The organism is Curtobacterium sp. ME26 (assembly GCF_903970945.1).
GTDB lineage: Bacteria > Actinomycetota > Actinomycetes > Actinomycetales > Microbacteriaceae > Curtobacterium > Curtobacterium citri.
In genome coordinates this window covers 16,106-33,959 of sequence record NZ_CAJCKG010000019.1, presented here as the reverse complement: position 1 = coordinate 33,959, position 17,854 = coordinate 16,106, and the positions used below count along the sequence as shown (strand labels likewise).

The 17,854-nt window shown below is 72.9% G+C and carries 13 protein-coding genes; 6 read left to right on the top strand and 7 right to left on the bottom strand.

Features of this window, described 5'->3' with window-relative positions; genetic code table 11:
* Positions 1–11: 11 nt before the first annotated feature.
* Together H7A69_RS09380 and H7A69_RS09375 are read right to left on the bottom strand one after the other, a co-directional pair.
* Positions 12–2,084: a hypothetical protein gene (locus H7A69_RS09380; protein WP_182046790.1), complete on the bottom strand. Its 2,073-nt coding sequence runs from the start codon at positions 2,082–2,084 to the stop codon at positions 12–14.
* Positions 2,085–2,315: 231 nt separating this feature from the next.
* The gene (locus H7A69_RS09375) at positions 2,316–3,347 is read right to left on the bottom strand and encodes a glycosyltransferase family 2 protein (protein WP_182046789.1); all 1,032 of its coding nucleotides are present in this window, start codon (positions 3,345–3,347) and stop codon (positions 2,316–2,318) included.
* Between the two features lie 121 nt (positions 3,348–3,468).
* Here H7A69_RS09375 and H7A69_RS09370 point away from each other — a divergent pair, with 121 nt between their 5' ends.
* From H7A69_RS09370 to H7A69_RS09345, 6 genes are all read left to right on the top strand, one after another.
* Positions 3,469–6,036, top strand: coding sequence for a glycosyltransferase (locus tag H7A69_RS09370; RefSeq protein ID WP_220456220.1), 2,568 nt, complete (start codon positions 3,469–3,471; stop codon positions 6,034–6,036).
* Positions 6,037–6,105: 69 nt separating this feature from the next.
* Positions 6,106–7,002, top strand: coding sequence for an ABC transporter permease (locus H7A69_RS09365; protein ID WP_259346164.1), 897 nt, complete (start codon positions 6,106–6,108; stop codon positions 7,000–7,002).
* Between the two features lie 5 nt (positions 7,003–7,007).
* Positions 7,008–8,246 (top strand): ABC transporter ATP-binding protein, encoded by a 1,239-nt coding sequence (locus H7A69_RS09360; protein ID WP_182046787.1) that lies wholly within the window; start codon positions 7,008–7,010, stop codon positions 8,244–8,246.
* A gap of 1 nt (position 8,247) precedes the next feature.
* The gene (locus tag H7A69_RS09355) at positions 8,248–9,363 is read left to right on the top strand and encodes a glycosyltransferase family 4 protein (protein WP_259346163.1); all 1,116 of its coding nucleotides are present in this window, start codon (positions 8,248–8,250) and stop codon (positions 9,361–9,363) included.
* Positions 9,360–10,205 (top strand): glycosyltransferase family 2 protein, encoded by an 846-nt coding sequence (locus H7A69_RS09350; protein WP_182046786.1) that lies wholly within the window; start codon positions 9,360–9,362, stop codon positions 10,203–10,205. The genes H7A69_RS09355 and H7A69_RS09350 overlap by 4 nt, the downstream gene beginning before the upstream one ends.
* Positions 10,206–10,305: 100 nt before the next feature.
* Positions 10,306–11,472, top strand: coding sequence for a glycosyltransferase family 2 protein (locus tag H7A69_RS09345; protein WP_182046785.1), 1,167 nt, complete (start codon positions 10,306–10,308; stop codon positions 11,470–11,472).
* 61 nt (positions 11,473–11,533) lie between these two features.
* On the opposite strand, the gene H7A69_RS09340 is transcribed toward H7A69_RS09345, so the two are convergent.
* Genes H7A69_RS09340 through H7A69_RS09320 form a run of 5 tightly spaced genes read right to left on the bottom strand, consistent with a single transcriptional unit; the run spans position 11,534 to position 17,726 of the window.
* A complete protein-coding gene (locus H7A69_RS09340) occupies positions 11,534–13,534 on the bottom strand; it encodes a glycosyltransferase (protein WP_182046784.1) in 2,001 nt (666 codons plus the stop codon).
* Complete coding sequence (gene rfbA, locus H7A69_RS09335; RefSeq protein WP_182046783.1) at positions 13,534–14,397, bottom strand: glucose-1-phosphate thymidylyltransferase RfbA; 864 nt, start codon at positions 14,395–14,397, stop codon at positions 13,534–13,536. The genes H7A69_RS09340 and rfbA overlap by 1 nt, the downstream gene beginning before the upstream one ends.
* Before the next feature lie 9 nt (positions 14,398–14,406).
* Positions 14,407–15,015 (bottom strand): dTDP-4-dehydrorhamnose 3,5-epimerase family protein, encoded by a 609-nt coding sequence (locus tag H7A69_RS09330; protein ID WP_182046782.1) that lies wholly within the window; start codon positions 15,013–15,015, stop codon positions 14,407–14,409.
* A gap of 30 nt (positions 15,016–15,045) precedes the next feature.
* Positions 15,046–16,155, bottom strand: a complete 1,110-nt coding sequence (locus H7A69_RS09325; RefSeq protein WP_182046781.1) for a glycosyltransferase — start codon at positions 16,153–16,155, stop codon at positions 15,046–15,048.
* Positions 16,152–17,726: a hypothetical protein gene (locus tag H7A69_RS09320; protein WP_182046780.1), complete on the bottom strand. Its 1,575-nt coding sequence runs from the start codon at positions 17,724–17,726 to the stop codon at positions 16,152–16,154. The genes H7A69_RS09325 and H7A69_RS09320 overlap by 4 nt, the downstream gene beginning before the upstream one ends.
* Positions 17,727–17,854 lie beyond the last annotated feature (128 nt).

The following is a 17,854-nucleotide window of genomic DNA, read 5'->3' as shown; positions in this document are numbered from 1 at the left end:
CGAGACGCGGGCTACTGCACCGTCACCGACCGGCAGCCGAGCGTGGTGTTCGTCGCACCGTTCGCGTCGATCGCGTACACGCACACGGTCGAGGTGCCCTTCGGTGCCGCCACCGTCGCGGTGTAGCCCGCGGCCGAGCCGGCAGCCGGGTACGCCGTCGCGACGTCCGGGCGGGACTGACCGGTCCGCAGGACGGTCGCCCGGTCGCCGACGTACACGTGGACGGCGATCGGCGCGTTCCCGGTGTCCGGGTCGTACGCCCAGCCGCGCACCGCGACACCACCGGACGTCGCCGCGATCGAGTCGACGCGACCGACCGGCGAGCTGCCGGCCTCGACGGTCCGGCACCCGAGGTTCGGGTTGCCCGACCCTGCGCCGGTGTTGATCGCGTAGACGCACACCTCGTGCTCGCCCGGTGCCGCCGCGATCGTCGTCTGGAAGCCGTGCGCGGCGCCGAAGGCCGGGTACGCGGAACCGATGTCCGGGCGGGCCACGTTCGCGGCGATGCGCCGACCGACCCCGTCCACGTACACGTCGACGTTGATCGGGGCCGCGGTATCGCCGTCGATCGCCCAACCGCGCAGCGAGAGCCCGCCCTGGACCGGGGTGACCGCGTCCACACGGCCGTCCGGCACGCTCGCGACGGCCCGCACCGTGGTGCAGGAACCGAGCCGGGTGTCGCGTCCGTTGCCGACGTTGACCGCGGTCACGCAGACCGCCTGCGACCCGCTCGCGGCCGGGATCGTGGCCTCGTAGCCGTGGGCGGAACCGGCGGACGGGTAGGCCCGGCCGACGTCGGTGCGCGTCCGGTCCGCGGACACCTGGGTCACCTTGCCACCGATCGAGACCTTGACGCTCAACGCCTTCGTCGGCTGGTCGGGATCGAAGGTCCAGCCACGGACGGCGACGCCGCCGACGACCGCCCGCACCGAGTCGACGCGACCGTCGGGAGCCGCCTTCGTCACGGTCACCGTCTTGCACCCGATGCTCTGGTTGCGGGTGCCGTCCACGCTGATCGCCGACGCGCACACCTCGTGCTTGCCCGGCGCTGCCGCGATCGTGAGGTCGAAGCCGTGCCCGTCGCCGAAGCCCGGGTAGGCCTTGCCGACGTCGGGGCGACCGACGTTCGCGGTGTACCCCGCACCGGCCGAGTCGACGAACACGTGCACACGCGTGGCAGCTGCGGTCGTCGGGTCCAGCGCCCAGCCGCGCACCTGCACAGCGTCCCCGGCGTCGACGACCGAGTCGAGCTTGCCGATCGGCTTGGCAGAGGCGGTGGGCGAGCCGAACCAGTCGCTGTACATGCGCCAGAAGTTGCGGTTGCCGTAGGCCGAGCAGCCGTCACCGGTGCCGTAGAGGTTGTTCAGCGCGGCGGTGTTCGGCGTGTACGGCGTGTAGTAGTACAGGGCCGCGGTCGCCTTGTTCTGCACGGCGACGCCCTTGGTGCCGCACGAGGTCGGCACGTTGTACTGGATCTGCCGGGTGCCACCGGGCGCGAACCAGGTGAAGTAGTTGCTCGTGCCCGAGGGGTTGCCGTAGCGCTTCCACTGCCACGCAGCCCAGTACACCTGGTTGCCCACGCCCGCGTAGGCCGGGTCGCAGCGGCCCTGCGCGTTGTCCGGGCAGGCGTAGCCCATCGCCCGCTCGAGCACGGCGGCGGAGGGGCCGCGCGAGGTCACGAGCGCCTGCTCCTTCTGCAGCGTGACGAGGATCACCTTCGGGCTGATCGAGCACGCCCGACCGACCCGCGTGATGATGTCGGCCGCCGAGAGCGAGGAGCCGCCGGTGAGCGCACCGCACATGGCGTCGGCGCCGTGGCTGTTCAGCGAGTAGCGCCCGTTGCGGAGGCAGCCGCTGTTCGTGCACGAGCCGACCTGGCCGTTGAGGAACGACTGCACCTGCGACGCCGACATGGAGTCGCCGTCGTAGAAGTTCGCGTCGGAGATGATGTTGCCGGCCTGGAACGACGACCCGCTGAGCGCGTCGGCGCGCTCCTGGGAGGACGTCGGGCCGGCGAGCTGCACGGCGACGAGCACGCTCGCGAGCATGAGCACGCTCGCGAACGCGGCGATGACCTTCTTCACGTCGGGGGCCTTCCTGCGGGGCGACGACGGGTGACGGGAGGTACACGGGTTCGGGAAGCGGATCGGCCGACCCTGGAACGGCCTGATCCACACGTGTCGCATCAGGTTACATCGGTCACAGCGATCACACAGCCCCCGTCTGTCCCCCCGTCCGGGAGGCGCGCGGCGCGTCCGTCGGGCGGGCTGCGGTGACCGAGCGGGCCGCTCTCCGGGCGGCGGCTGCGCGGTCCGTCAGCCCCCGTCGACCAGCAGGGCCTCGACCGCGCGACGCGCGGAGCCGTCGACACCGTCGCGCCGACGGGCGCGACGGGCGTGGCGGACGATCCCCGGTGCCTCCCGGACGAACCGCAACCACTGCCCGGTCGTCAGCTGCGCCCCCGCGGGGCGCAGGACGTCGCGCACCAGTCGGGCGAGCGTGCGGAGCACGACGCGCCCGACGAGCGCGGGCGACCCGTTCCGCAGCACCACCGCGAGGCGGTTCCGCATGCTCTGGTACCGCACCAGGGGCGAGTCGCTCCCCGAGCTGGCCGCGTGGCGGTGCGTCGCGACCGCGTCGGGGGCGTGCCGGACCTCGTACCCGGCGAGGCGGAGCCGCCACGCGACGTCGAGGTCCTCGTAGTACATGAAGAGGGACTCGTCGAACCCGCCGACGGCCTCGAGCGCGGCACGCCGGAGGAACACCGCACCGCCGGAGAAGCCGAACAGCGGCGCCGTCTCCGGCGCGTCCTGCAACGGGCGCAGCCAGTCGCGGTCGCGGCCGTTCCCGGAGCGGTCGAGCACCACGCCGGTGCCGTTGACCAGCGTCCGGCCCGCCGGCGTCCGACGCCACCGGCCGCCGTGCGGCGCCACGAGGTCGTCCGGCTCCGGGTCCGTGCCGGTCGGGACCGGGGCGAATCCGCCCTCGAGCACCACCGTCGCGGCGACCGCGGCGACGCGCTCCCCGCCGGCCCGGAGCGCGGCGAGTCCGCGGTCGAGGAACCCGTGGTCGGCGACGGCGTCGTTGTTGAGGAGAACGACGACGTCCCCGGTCGCCGCCGCGAGGCCGCGGGACACCCCGCCGGCGAACCCGGCGTTCGTGCGCTCCGGCACCACCACGACCGACGGCAGGTCGGCCCGGTAGGCCGCCACCGTGTCGTCGTCCGCCTCGTTGACGACCAGCACGAGCTCGACGGCCGCCTCGACGCGCTGCGACAGGACGGACGCGACGGCCCGACGGGTGAGCTCCGGCTGGTGCCAGTCGACGATGATCACGGAGACGTCCACGGCCCCAGTGTCGCAGGCGGCGCGGGGCCGCGGGCCGCCGAGCACGCCCGGGTATAGTGGTGCCGCTTTCCGGGCGACCGTTCCGAGGGCACCACCGCAAGCCGACCCATGGAGTCCTTCCGTGTCCACTTTCGCGCCCCGCGTGTCCGTCGTCGTCATCAACTTCCGCGGGACGGACGACACCCTCGAGTGCATCGCCCGCCTGACCGAGGTGGACTGGCCGGCCGACCGGCTCGAGATCGTCGTGGTCGAGAACGGCTCCGGCGACGACAGCGAGCAGCGCCTCCGCGCCGAGCTCGGCGGGCGGTCGAACGTCCGCATCATCGTCTCCGCCGAGAACCTCGGCTTCACCGGCGGCAGCAACCTCGGCGCGCGCGAGGCGACCGGCGAGGTCGTCGCGTTCCTGAACAACGACGCGAAGCCCGACGTCAACTGGATCAAGGAGGGCATCGCCGGCTTCGCCCCGAGCCCCCGGGTCGCGGCGGTCGCCAGCAAGGTCCTCGACTGGGAGGGCAAGACCATCGACTTCGTCGAGTCCGGCCTGTCCTGGTTCGGCATGGGCTACAAGAACCACATCGCCGAGCTCGACGACGGCCGCTTCGACGCCGCGCGCGACCTGCTCTTCGGCACCGGCTCGGCGCTCTTCGTGCGCCGCGACGTCTTCCTCGAGGTCGGCGGCTTCGACGAGGGCCTGTTCATGTTCTATGACGACGTCGACCTGGGCTGGCGCCTCAACCTGCTCGGGTACCGGGTGCGCTTCGCCCCGCGCTCCGTGGTCTTCCACAAGCACCACGGCTCGATGAAGTCGTTCGGCGACCACCGCGAGATGTACCTGCTCGAGCGGAACGCGCTGCACCTGCTCTACAAGAACCTCTCCGACGAGAACCTCGGCACCTTCCTGCCCGCGGCCCTCGCCCTGCTGGCCCGCCGCGCGGTGGCGAAGAGCGGCCGCGACTCGGAGGAGTTCGACATCCGCCGGTTCACCGGCGCTCCGGACGAGTTCGACCCGACGACGCCGATGTCGAAGGAAGCCGTCGCGGGGCTCTACGCCCTCGACCAGTTCGTCGCCGACCTGCCGGGGCTCTCCGAGGAGCGTCGCCGCATCCAGGGCCAGCGCGTCAAGACCGACAAGGAGGTGTTCCGCCTGTTCGGCGACGCCTTCAAGCCGCTGTTCGAGGACGGCTACTTCCTCCAGGGCTACCAGGCGATCATCGAGGCCTTCGACGTCGAGCAGCCGATGCACCGCACCCGCGTGCTCATCATCACCGGCGACGCCCTCGGCGAGAAGATGGCCGGCCCGGGCATGCGCGCGTGGAAGATCGCCGAGGCGCTCAGCGAGCACAACGACGTCCGCCTCGTCACCTGGAACGTGGCGAACCGGAAGACCGACCGCTTCGAGGTCTCCCGCGTGCCGCTGCAGCACGAGCGCACGATGAAGGACCACGAGGAGTGGGCCGACGTCATCTTCTTCCAGGGCTACGCGCTGCACCACTTCCAGACGCTCCAGCGCTCGAACAAGATCATGGTCGTCGACCTCTACGACCCGATGCACCTCGAGCAGCTCGAGCAGGCGCGGGACAACGGCGACGTGGGCTGGCGCAACCAGGTCCAGAGCACGACCGAGGTCATCAACGCGCAGCTCGAGCGCGGCGACTTCTTCCTCTGCGCCTCGGAGCGTCAGCGCCTGTTCTGGCTCGGGCAGCTCGCCGCGGTCGGCCGCGTCAACCCGGACAACTACCTCGCCGACGACAACCTGAACAAGCTCATCGCGATCGCCCCGTTCGGCATGGACTCCACGCCCCCGGCGCACGAGCGCAAGGCGATCCGCGGCGTGACGCCCGGCATCGGCGAGGACGACAAGGTCGTCATCTGGGGCGGCGGCATCTACAACTGGTTCGACACCCCGTCGCTCGTCCGTGCCGTGGCCAAGGTCGCCGAGACCCACGACGACATCCGGCTCTTCTTCCTCGGGGTCGCGCACCCGAACCCGGACGTGCCCGAGATGGCGATCGTCTCGGAGACGCGGCGCATCAGCGACCAGCTCGGCCTGACGAACAAGCACGTGTTCTTCAACGAGCAGTGGGTGGCCCTCGACGACCGCCAGAACTACCTGCTCGAGGCGGACGCCGGCGTCTCGACGCACTTCGCGCACATCGAGACGACGTTCTCGTTCCGCACCCGCATCCTCGACTACATGTGGGCGAACCTGCCGATCGTCACGACGGACGGTGACAGCTTCGGCGACCTCGTGGCCGCGGAGGGCATGGGCGTCGCGGTCAAGGAGCGGGACGTCGACGGACTCGCCGCCGCGCTCGAGTCGATGCTGTACGACCCCGAAGCCGCCGCCGCAGCGCGTGCCGCCGTCTCCCGCGTCCGCGAGGACTTCACGTGGGAGCGGGCGCTCGAGCCGCTCGTCGAGTTCTGCAAGGACCCGCACGTCGCGGCGGACCGGGCCCACGAGGCCGCCGTGCCCGCCGGGTCGGTCGCCGCCGCCGGACGCCCGCGCGTGCAGCTCAGCCCGGCCCGCGCCCGTGAGCTGCGGTTCCACCAGATCGCGAACAGCCGGCACGGACTCGTCCGCGACGCCCGCCTGGCCGCCTGGTACCTCCGCGAGAACGGCGCGTCGGGCCTCCGCGACAAGGTCGCGAACCGGGCGCGCCTGATGCGGGAGAGCCGGAACGGGCGCTGAACGTCGGCGGCCGTCGACGGTCGCCGATGTACAGTTGTCCGTCGCCCGCGTCGAACGTTAGGACCCCCCTTGAGCAACATCGTCACCGAGCGGTTCGAGCGCCTCCGGCAGGAACAGATGGTCCCGGCCGGTCGCCCGGCCACCGCCGTCATCGGCTCGCTGCGGGAGATCGTCGCGCACCGCCAGCTGCTCGACCTGCTGATCCGCCGCGACCTGAAGTCCCGGTACAAGGACAGCGCGCTCGGCTTCGCGTGGACGCTCATCCGGCCGCTCGTGCAGCTGGCGATCTACTACTTCGTGCTCGGGCAGATCCTCGGTGCGTCCCGGAACATCCCCGAGTTCGCGATCTACGTGTTCTCCGGGCTGACCCTGTACGGGCTGTTCAGCGAGATCGTCGCCGCCGGGACGGCGTCGATCGTGTCGAACGCCGGGTTGATCAAGAAGATCTACCTGCCCCGTGAGATCTACCCGCTCGCGAGCGTCGGCGCGGCACTGTTCAACTTCGCCGTCCAGCTCGTCGTGCTGCTCGCGGCCGCGATCCTGCAGAGCGGCTTCGCCTGGGTCCGCCTCGACCTGCTCTACTTCCTGCCGTCGGTCGCCGTCGTGCTGATCTGGGCCACCGCGCTGGCCCTGCTCCTCGCGGCGCTCAACGTCTACCTGCGCGACATGCAGTACCTCGTCGAGGTCCTCGTGCTCCTGCTCATGTGGGCCTCGCCGATCGTCTACAGCTGGCAGATGGTCGCCACCCGGGCACCCGAGTGGCTGCTGTCGATCTACACGTCCAACCCGATCACCCTGGCCGTCCTCGGCATCCACCGCGCGTTCTGGACCGCGGGTGCCGACTCCGAGTACCCGTCGCACCTCCTGCTCCGCATGGCCGTCGCCGCCGTCGTCGGGCTGGTCGCGCTCCTCGTCTGCCAGCGCGTGTTCGCCAAACTGCAGGGCAACTTCGCCCAGGAGATCTGACCCCGATGAGCACCGAAGAGATCGACCAGGAGACCCGCTCCCCGTTCCGCGACGCCCCCGCCGTGGTGACCGTGCGGAACGTGTCGAAACGGTTCACGATCCGTAAGGACAACTCGCTCAAGGAGCGCGTCGTGACCCTCGGCCGTGCCGGACGCCGGCACAGCGAGGACTTCTGGGCGCTGAAGGACATCAGCCTCGACATCCCGGCGGGCACCACGATCGGGCTGCTCGGTCCGAACGGGTCCGGCAAGTCCACGCTGCTCAAGACGATCGGCGGCATCCTCGAGCCGACCACCGGCTCCGTCGAGCGTCGCGGACGCCTCGCCGCGCTCATCGAGCTCGGCGCCGGGTTCCACCCGGACCTGACCGGCCGCGAGAACGTCTACCTCAACGCCGCGATCCTCGGCCAGACGCAGGAGGAGACCGAGGCCCGCTTCGAGGACATCCTGCAGTTCTCCGGCATCGGCGACTTCATCGACACCCAGGTGAAGTTCTACTCGTCCGGCATGTACGTGCGACTCGCCTTCGCGGTCGCCATCAACACCGACCCCGACGTCCTGCTGGTCGACGAGGTCCTGGCCGTCGGTGACGAGCAGTTCCAGAAGAAGTGCCTCGACAAGATCCGCGAGTTCCAGGAGCAGGGCCGCACGATCATCCTCGTGTCGCACTCCCTCGGCCAGGTGCAGGAGCTGTGCGACTCCGCCGTCGTGCTGCACCACGGCGAGGTCAAGTTCCAGGGCTCCGCCCGTCTCGCCGTGAAGAACTTCCGCGAGATCCTCGAGGGCCGTCGCCTGGCCGAGGCCGAGGCGGCGCACCCGGAGGAGGACGCGAACCCCGCGACGGTGGAGCGCGTCGAGCTCGAGATCCCCGGCCGCGCCCCGGGGTCGGAGCACCACCACGGCGACGACCTCGTGGTCCGGGCGACGTTCTCCCACAAGGACGTGCTGCCCGAGTGGCGCGCCGGCATCAAGATCGAGAACCACCTCGGCCACCCCGCCTTCGGCATCGACAGCCGCCAGACCGAGGTCCGGCACGACCCGCTGCGCGGCACCGCCACCGTCGAGTGGCACCTGAGCGACCTGCGCCTGGGCGGCGGGCAGTACTTCGTCCACGTCTTCCTGGCGAAGCCGAACGGCGAGCACATCGTGATCCAGCGCGAGGCCGCGCGCTTCGTGGTCGAGGACGAGGACACCCAGTCCGGCATCGCCTGGACCCGGACGACCGAGCGCCAGGTCAGGGACTGACGTGGGGGCACGCCCCGTGCTCGTCGACGCCACCTCGGTCCCGCCCAACCGCGGCGGCGTCGCGCGCTACATCGCCGGGCTGCTCACCGGACTGCACGAACTCGGCGTCGTCGTCGACGTCGTCGCGAAGCCCGAGGACGTCGCCTGGCTGCACGACGCCGCCCCGTCGCACCGGTACCGGGTCGCGCCGTCGTGGACGCGCTCGCGCCCGCTGCGGCTGGTCTGGGAGCAGGTCGGCCTGCCCGGCGTGCTGCGCCGGTCGGGTGCCGAGGTCCTGCACAGCCCGCACTACACGTTCCCGGTGACCCGCGCCTCCCGGACCCTCGTCACCCTGCACGACGCGACGTTCTTCAGCGACCCGGCGGCACACTCGCGCCTGAAGGGCGCGTTCTTCCGGACCTGGACCCGGCTGGCGCGGCGGTTCGCACGCGCCACGGTCGCGCCGAGCGCCGCCACCGTCGCCGAGATCGACCGCTTCGGGGTCCCGGCCCGCCGGCCGACCGCGGTGGCGCACCTCGGCGTCGACCGCAGCGTGTTCCACGAGCCCGGCGCCGACGAGGTGGCCGCCTTCCGGACCGCACACGGCATCGCCCCGGACACCGACTGGATCGCGTTCCTCGGCACGGTCGAACCGCGCAAGCAGGTCCCGGCGCTCGTCGCCGCGCACCGTGGGCTGCCGGACGCTCCCCCGCTGCTCGTCGCGGGCGGCCTCGGCTGGGACGACGAGGCGCGTCGCCTGCTCACGGCCGCCGGTGACCGACCGGGCGCGTCCCTGCGACACCTCGGGTACCTGCCGATCGAGGAACTGCACGCGTTCCTCGGCGGCGCGCGGGTGGTCGTGTACCCGAGCACCGGCGAGGGGTTCGGGTTGCCCGTGCTCGAGGCGATGGCCTCGCACGGGGACGTCCTGACGACGCGTCGGCTCGCGATCCCCGAGGTCGGCGGCGACGCGGTGACCTACACCGAACCGGGAGCCGACGCCATCGCCGACGCACTCGCGGCGATGCTCGCGGACGAGCCCGCGGTGCGGGCGGACCGGGTCGCGCGGGCTGCACGCCGGGCCGCCGGGTTCACCTGGGCGGCCTGCGCCGCGCGGCACGTCGAGGTCTACGCATGACCGCCCGCGCCGCCATCGTCACCGTCTCCTACAACTCGGAGGACGTGCTGCCGGCGTTCCTCGCGTCCACCACGGCCGCGTCGGGTCGGCAGGTCGAGGTCGTCGTGGCCGACAACGACTCCGCCCACCCGGCCGTCCTCCGCGCGGTGGTCGAGGGGGCCGGCGCCCGGTTCCTCGAGCTCGGCGAGAACCGCGGCTACGGGGCCGCCGCGAACGCCGCGGTCGCGACCCTCGACACGGACGTGTCCTGGGTGCTCGTCTCGAACCCGGACGTCGTGCTCGAGCCCGGCGCACTCGACCGGATGATCGCGACGGCCGCGGACGACGCGACGATCGGCGCGGTGGGACCGCGGCTGCTCGAACCGAACGGCGAGGTGTACCCGTCCGCGCGGCTGGTCCCGTCGCTCCGGACCGGACTCGGACACGCCCTGTTCGCGAACATCTGGCCGCGCAACCCGTGGACCCGCCGGTACCGGCAGGACGACGACCACGACGGGCAGCGGGACGCGGGCTGGCTGTCCGGTGCCTGCCTGCTCGTCCGCCGGGACGTCTACGACCGACTCGGCGGCTTCGACGAGCGCTACTTCATGTACTTCGAGGACGTCGACCTCGGGTGGCGGATCGGACGTGCCGGCTACCGGAACGTCTACGAGCCGCGCGCGGCCGCGACGCACGTCGGCGGGACCGCGACGCAGGGCGCCTCGGAGCGGATGCGTCGCGCCCACCACGAGAGCGCGTACCGGTTCCTCGCCGGGAAGTACTCCGCGTGGTGGCTCCTGCCGCTGCGGGTCGTGCTCCGTGCCGCCCTGATCGTCCGCGCCCGCTCCACCCACACGCGCTGACCGCGCGTCGCGGAGCCGGCCCCACCGGACCGCGGTACCCTCGCTCAGCCCTCCGGGCGCATGCAGCGCGCCCCGACCCGATCCCCCTCCCGGAGTCCCGATGAAGACCGCCGTCACCCTCATGGTCCGCGACGAAGCCGACGTCCTGCCCGCCTGGCTCGAGCACCACGTGGCGCAGGGCTTCGACGTCTTCGTGATCACGGACAACGGCTCCGTCGACGGCACGGCCGAACTGCTCGCCGCCTTCGCCGACCGCGGGGACGTCGTCGTCGACCTGCGCCACGACCCGGTGCACCGCAAGCAGCAGGGCGTCGTGGTGACCGGGATGGCCCGGGACGCCGCAGTCCTGCACGGTGCCGACTGGGTCGTCAACGCCGACGCGGACGAGTTCATCGTGCCCGTCGACCGCTCGCTCACCGTCGGGCAGGTCCTCGAACGGCTCGACCCCGCCGTCGGGGCGTTCACCGTGCCGGTCGTGAACATGACCGGGGCGATGGCGGAGTCCGGCGCGGGGCTCGGTCGGCTCCACTGGCGCGACGAACGGAGCGCCGAGGAGCTCCGGGCCGTCGGGCTCCTCGCGCCGCCGAGCTCGAACGCGGTACACGTGGGCGCCCCCGAGGTCGTCGTGGTGCAGGGCAACCACCAGGTGAGCGTGGCGAACGGCGCCCCGGTGCCCGACGAGCTCCGGCTCGAGGTGCTGCACCTGCCGTGGCGCTCCTGGGCGCAGTACGCGCACCGGGTCGAGGTGAGCGGACTGGCCTACGAGGCGAACCCCGAGCTGTCCCCGAGCCCGCGCCACCACGGCATGCGGGACTACCGCCGTCTGCGGGAGGGCGTCCTGCGTGCCGTCTTCTCCCTCCGGTTCGTCGACGACGAGGATGCGGCGGACGGCCCCTTCCGCCGGGACGACACGATCGCCGAGCTGCTGCTCGCGCCACGGGGCGCCGCGACCACCGGCGCCGCCTCCGGCGTCGAGGTGCCCGCCGAGGTCGAGGTGCCCGCAGCCGAGTTCCGGGCGCTCCGGGCGACCGGCCGGGCGGTCCTGGCGCGTGACCACCGCATCGAGGAGCTCGAGGACGCCGTCCGCGACGCCGGGGCGACCGCCGAGATGCTCCGGTCGACCGTGCAGCACGAGCGGGACCGTGCGGACGCCGCGAACCGACGCATCGGCGAGGTCGAGGCCGAGCTGAGCGCCATGCGGGCACGCCGCGTGGTCCGGCTCGCCGACCGGGCCGGCGAGGTCGCGCGCCGGGTGCGTCGCAACTGACGTCGGCGGCGCGCCGCTGAGCATCGGCAGCGCACAGCCCGTCGACGGCAGCGCGCCGCGCTCAGCGCCCGCGCTGCCGCCGCACCGCGTCCAGCAGCACCTCGGCCCGCGCCCGGAACGCGTGCTCCTCGCCGATCCGCCGGCCCCGCTCCCGACGCTCCTCCGCCGTCAGCCGCTCCCCCTCGGCGACGACCGCACGGAGCGTCTCGACCGAGTCGTACGTCCGGACGGCACCGTGGAAGAGCTCGTCGACGCCGGGCACCGGGTCGGTGACCACGAGCGCCCCGGTCGCCGCGGCGTCGAACAGCCGGTTCGAGACGAACCCGTCCCGCGCCATGTCGTGCCAGTGGTCGTTCAGCACGACCCGGGCGTCCCGGTAGAGCGCCGGGAGCTCGTCGTTCGGGACGAACACCCCGCGGTGCACGCCCGCGGGCAGCAGGTCCTCCCACCCCTCGCCCCACACGGCCAGGTCGAGTCCTGCCGCCAGGGCGTCCCGCACGACCGGTCGGAAGACGTCGCGGGTCTTGCCGACGAAGACCGTGCCGAGGTCGGAGTGCTCGGCCGCAGCGGTCGCGTCCGAGGTCACGTCGGGGTGGAAGCGCGTAGGGTCCGTCGCCTGGAGCAGCGGCCGGACCTCGAGCCCGGTCTCGGCGGTCACCCGCGCGGCCCAGACCGGGCCGGCGGCGAACCGCAGGTCGTACCGCGCCAGCTCCGCCGGGCGGACGAGGTCGGGGTGCGAGATGACCCAGAGCACGTTCGTCGCGGACGGGTGCACGGGGGTGTCGTCGAGCCCCCGCAGGGTGAGGGCGACGTCGTCGAGGTGCTCGGACGTCGGGCGGACGTGCGACTCACGGTGGTCGACCACGACCTCCTGCCCGAGCGAGCGCAGTGCCGCCGCCAGGTCGGCGGCGAAGAACGTGTCGCCCCAGTCGTCACCGCGGGCACCGGGGTGCGCCGCGATCCGGATGGACCAGCGCAGGCGTTCGCCCCGGTCGCGGAGCTCCAGGCGGTCGGTGTCCCGTTCCGCGCGCACCAGCGGCTCACGGAGGGCCACGGGTGCACCCGCGGGGTCGGCCGTGCCCGGGGCGGCGACGAAACCGAGCCGTGCGAGCGCCGGTGCCGTCTCGGCGTCGGTGCGGTCCCGCCACACCGCGAGGGCGTCCGCCGCGTCCGTGTCGTAGCGTGCCTCGCGGATCCCGCCGCCGTCGGCCGTCGCGCCCACCGTGACGTACGCCCGGCCCACCGGCAGCGCGACGCACCGACCGCCGGCGGCGTCGGCGGTGTCCCGGGTCAGGCGGGCGACCGCGGTGCGGGTGTCCACGGTGCGGACCGGGGTGGCGAGGTCGGCCGTGCGCGCGGCGAAGCAGGGCAGGTCGGCGGCGAACACCGGCGTGCCCGGCTCGTGCGGGCCGGCGAACGCATCGGCGTCCGCGGCGGGGTGACCGCGCAGGAGCGACGCGACCGGGGCGGTCGGCTGCGGCAGGGCGGCGCCGGCACTGGCGACCAGGTCGTCGGTGGTGCGGAGCACCGGGACCGCGACGACGACGGGCTCGACCACCGCGGCCGTGGTCGGCGTGACGGCCGCGACCAGGCGGTGGTGGGCACCGTCGGGCAGGGTCACCCGTGCGTCCTGCACGAGCACGACCGCGGACCGCAGGAGCGGGCGGGCCGCGGCGACCGCGCCGCCCCACGTGGCGGCGACGGTCGGGCGCGCCACGGTGTACCCGTCCCCCGGCGCGACGGGCGGGTAGGTGCTCGTGGGTCCGGCGTGCACGTCGTGGACCGTGACCACGACCGCCCCGGCACCGGCGGCCCGGGCCGCCTCGACGGTCGGCAGGTGGGCACCCCGGCGGAAGGCGCGCTCGTCGACCGTGACCACGACGTCGAAGCCGTCCGCGTCGGCCTGCGGTGCGTCGACCACCAGGGACGTGTCGACCGGGAGGCGCGGCTCGACCGGCGACGCACCCGCCGTCGCGGGGGTGGTCGTGTCATCGTCCGCGGCGCCGGCGGGCGGCACCGGACCGGACCGCCCGAACAGGCGCCCCAGCCCGGTGCGCGCCATCAGCCGCGGAGCAGGTTCTGCAGGTACACCCCGTAGCCGCCCTTGACGAGCGGGGCGGCGAGGTCGGCGAGCTGCGCGTCGTCGATCCACCCGTTCCGCCAGGCGATCTCCTCGATGCAGCCGATCTTGAAGCCCTGCCGGTCCTCGATGACCTTCACGTACTCGGACGCCTGCATCATCGACTCGAACGTGCCGGTGTCGAGCCACGCGGTGCCGCGGTCGAGGACCTGCACGCCGAGGGAGCCGGACTCGAGGTAGCGCTCGTTGACCGTCGAGATCTCGAGCTCGCCGCGGGCGCTCGGCTCGATCGTCTTCGCGATCTCGATGACCGCGTTGTCGTAGAAGTACAGCCCGGGCACGGCGTAGTTCGACTTCGGCTGCGCCGGCTTCTCCTCGATGGAGACGGCCGTGAAGTCGTCGTCGAACTCGACCACGCCGTAGGCGGTCGGGTCGGCCACGTGGTACGCGAAGATCGTGGCGCCGTCGACCGCGGTGTTCTTCCGCAGGTTCGTGCCGAGGCCGGTGCCGTGGAAGATGTTGTCCCCGAGGACGAGCGCGACGCTGTCGTCCCCGATGAACTCCTCGCCGATGACGAACGCCTGCGCCAGCCCGTCCGGGCTCGGCTGCACGGCGTACTGGATCTCCATGCCGAGCGACGAGCCGTCGCCGAGCAGCGCCCGGAACTGGTCGTTGTACTCCGGGGTCGTGATGACGAGGACCTCGCGGATGCCGGCCATCATGAGCGTCGACAGCGGGTAGTAGACCATCGGCTTGTCGTAGATCGGCATGAGCTGCTTGCTGATGCCCTTGGTGATCGGCCAGAGACGGGTGCCGGAACCGCCGGCGAGGATGATGCCCTTCACGGGTCTCCCTTACTTCTTCGTCCGGAGGGACTCGGTGTACGCGACCGCTTCCTCGTAGGTCGGGAGCAGCCCCTGCTCCGCCGCCTGCTCGAGGGTGGGCGCCGTGGTGTCCTTCTCGGAGAGCACGGGCTCCCCGAGGCCGTCGGGCAGCGTCAGCCCGACGGTCGGGTCGAGGATGGTGATCCCCTTCTCGCGCTGCGGGTCGTAGTGCGCGCTGACGAGGTAGTTGACGGTCGAGCGGTCCTCGAGCGCGACGATCGCGTGGCCGAGGCCCTCGGACAGGTACACGGCCTTGCGGTCGACGTCGTCGATGCGGACGCTGTCCCACTGGCCGAAGGTCGGGGACCCGACACGGATGTCGACGATGTAGTCGATGAAGGCGCCGCGCACGGCGGTGACGTACTTCGCCTGGCTCGGCGCGACGAGGGCGTAGTGGATGCCCCGGGCGACACCGGCCGACGAGATCGACATGTTCACCTGCCGGAGGTCCAGCGGGTGACCGACGGTCTCCTCGAGGACGTCGGCACGGTACGCCTCGAGGAACGCTCCTCGTGCGTCGCCGTGCTGGACGGGCGTGAACTCCCACGCGCCGGGGATCTTCAGTTCGCGGATCTGCACCGCATCACCCTAGCAACGTCCCCGCCGCGGTCAGAGACCGAGCGCCGCGCGCCAGGGACCGTCGGCGGTGATCAGCCGTTCGGCCGTCACGTACGCCCTGGCGTCCGCGACGCGCTGGTCGGCTTCGCGGAGCGCCGTGCCGAGCTGCTGCCGCCAGGAGGCGGGACGGTCGTCGGCGAGCAGTCCGCCGTGGCGCTCGACCCCGTGGTACGACGGCCGGTCCGAGCCGACGAAGGGTAGGCCGAGCATCGTGTACTCGAGGAACTTGAGGTCGCTCTTGGCGTCGTTGAACGGGTCGTCGGTGAGCGGCGCGACGCCGGCCGACCACCGGCCCGCGTGCTGCCGGAGGAAGGCGACGAAGTCCGGGTAGTGGGTCGCGTCCGCCGGCAGCGGCAGCCGGTCGTACCAGCTCGCCGCCTCGTCACCGGTGACCCCGACGATCTCGAGCCGCACCGGACGGCCGTCGTCGTCCGTGAGGCCGTCGAGGGCCGGGCGCAGCAGTTCCAGGTCGTCCGTGTGGGTCGCGGAGCCCATGTAGAGCACCCGCCGCGGGCCGTCCGGGCCCGGGGCGGTGCGTCCGGCGTCCCAGAGTCCCGGCTGGACCGCGTTCGGCACGACGACCGCGTCGGCGACCCCCGCGTCGGCGAGCACCCGCCGGAGGCGGTCGGTCGAGACCACGACCGCGTCCGCGCCGTGGACGAGCCGCTCGACCGAGGCGAGTCGCTGGGGGTCGTACTCGGCGCGCGCGAGCCGGGCACGTGCCTCCCGGCTGAAGAAGTCGTCGTCCACCTCCGCGACCACGCGCGTGCCCTCCGAGGCGGCGCGCGCGAGCGCGGCGTCGAGGTGCGACGCCGGGAAGGCGTCCCGCTGCACGAGCAGCACGTCGAGGTGCGCGGTGTCGGTGCCGTCCGCCCAGCGGGTCGGCTCGACCTGGGCGACGCGTGCGGCCCCCGACGCGGCGAGGGCTGACAGGCGACCGGTGACCCGCACGTGCGCCGAGGCGGGGTGGACGCCGCCGGCTCCGTGGACGACGAAGCCGACCAGCGGCGGTGCGTCCGCCGGCGCGGTCCCGACCGGCGTCGACAGGTCGGGACGCCGGTGCCCGAGCACCCGGGCGATGCGCGAGCGGATCCCGCTCACCACGCTGCCCCGGTGCGGTCCGCACCCTCGGCCGCGGCTGGCGGCCCGACCGCCGGGGAGTCGGTGAGCGTGCCCGGGTCGGTGTCCGGGGTCGGCCGGCGGGGCGTGCGGGTCCGTCGGAGGGCCGCGAGCCACCAGAGCACGAGGACGACGAGCACCGCGACCACCGCGAGCAGTGCGGCGGCACGGGCGATCTGCAACGGGACGGCGGACAGGTACGGCGGCTCGGCGAGGTCGAGGATGGCGTACCAGTTCCACGCTGCGACCGCGGTCCACACGGTGAGGAGCACGGGCGAGATCCACCGGCCCCAGCTCGCGAGGCCGAAGCCCATCACCACGGCGAGCAGCGGCACCATCGGGAGGCCGTACCGCGTCTGCGGCGCCCCGCCCTGCATGACGAAGGCCACCTGCAGCAGCACGAGCAGCACGAAGACGGTGGCGACCATGAGCACGACCAGCGTCTCGCTCCGCACGGGCGACGCCGTGGTCGTGTCCTGCGCGGTCGCGGCCGCGCGGGCCGACCGTCGGCCGGTCCCCGGGAGGCGTCGCGGGGCCGGCAGGGGCAGCGCGTTGCGGCGGAGCCGACGGACGACGAGCACGACGACGCCGAGCACGAGCGGTCCGAGCAACAGGGCCCAGGTCCAACCGGAGTGCTCCGGCGGCTGCGATCCGCGGAAGACGCCGAAGACCCCGCGCCAGAACACGCTCCCGGAGACGACCTCCCAGAAGGTCGAGGAGTCGCGGTGCAGGTGCTGCGCCGACCACTCGGGGTGACTGCCCGCGATGTTGCCGCTCGTCGCGATGTTGTGCAACCAGAACCAGGCCGAGGCCGCGACCGGCGCCGCGAGCACGACGACCGCGGCCACCACCCGACCGACGACGCCGTTCCACGGCCCGGGGCCGGGGCGGAGGCCGCGCGCGCAGAGGAACGACACGACGACCGCAGCGAGGAACACCGCGAAGGTCAGGCGACTGAGCATGCCGGCGGTCGTGACGAGGGTGGCGCCCACCAGCAGGGGTGTGCTGATCCCCCTCCGGATCGCGGTGGCACCGACGCCGAGGGCCAGGGCACCGAGGGCGACGTTCGGCAGGTCGTTGTACACGGCGCCGCCGACCAGGAGCAGCATGCTCGTGCAGGACACGACCACGGCGGCGACCGGAGCGACGTCCGGGCGGCGCGGGGCGATCCGCCGGGCCGCCCAGGCCGCAGCGAGCACCGTCGCCCCGGCGAACAGCGCGTTCACCGCACGGCCGGCGAGGACGGCGAAGTACAGGCTGCCGTCGTCCCAGAGCGGTCCGACCACGGGAGCGAGCAGCCAGTAGAACAGCGGCGGGTGCTGTGCGACCCACTGCACCGGCGGCAGCACCCCGAACGGCGGGTCGATCGTCAGCCCGTTCTCGAACACCGGCAGGGTGCCGTGCCACACGTCGATGACGTAGTCCAGGTGCGCCGGCTCGTCACCGCCGCCGAGCGCCGGCCCCTGGAACCCCACCGCCACCGATGCGAAGACCGCGAAGACCGCCGCGGCGAGGACGACACCGGTGTGGAGCGAAGGGAGGAAGCGGCGCACAGGACGGTATCCTCCCACGGACGGTCGGAGCAGCGCGCCCGGCTCCCCGTCCGTCGCCGACATCGCATAGGCTTGCTGCCGGCCGTCAGGACGTACAGGCGTCGAGCGTGCCGACCTCGGGGGCACGA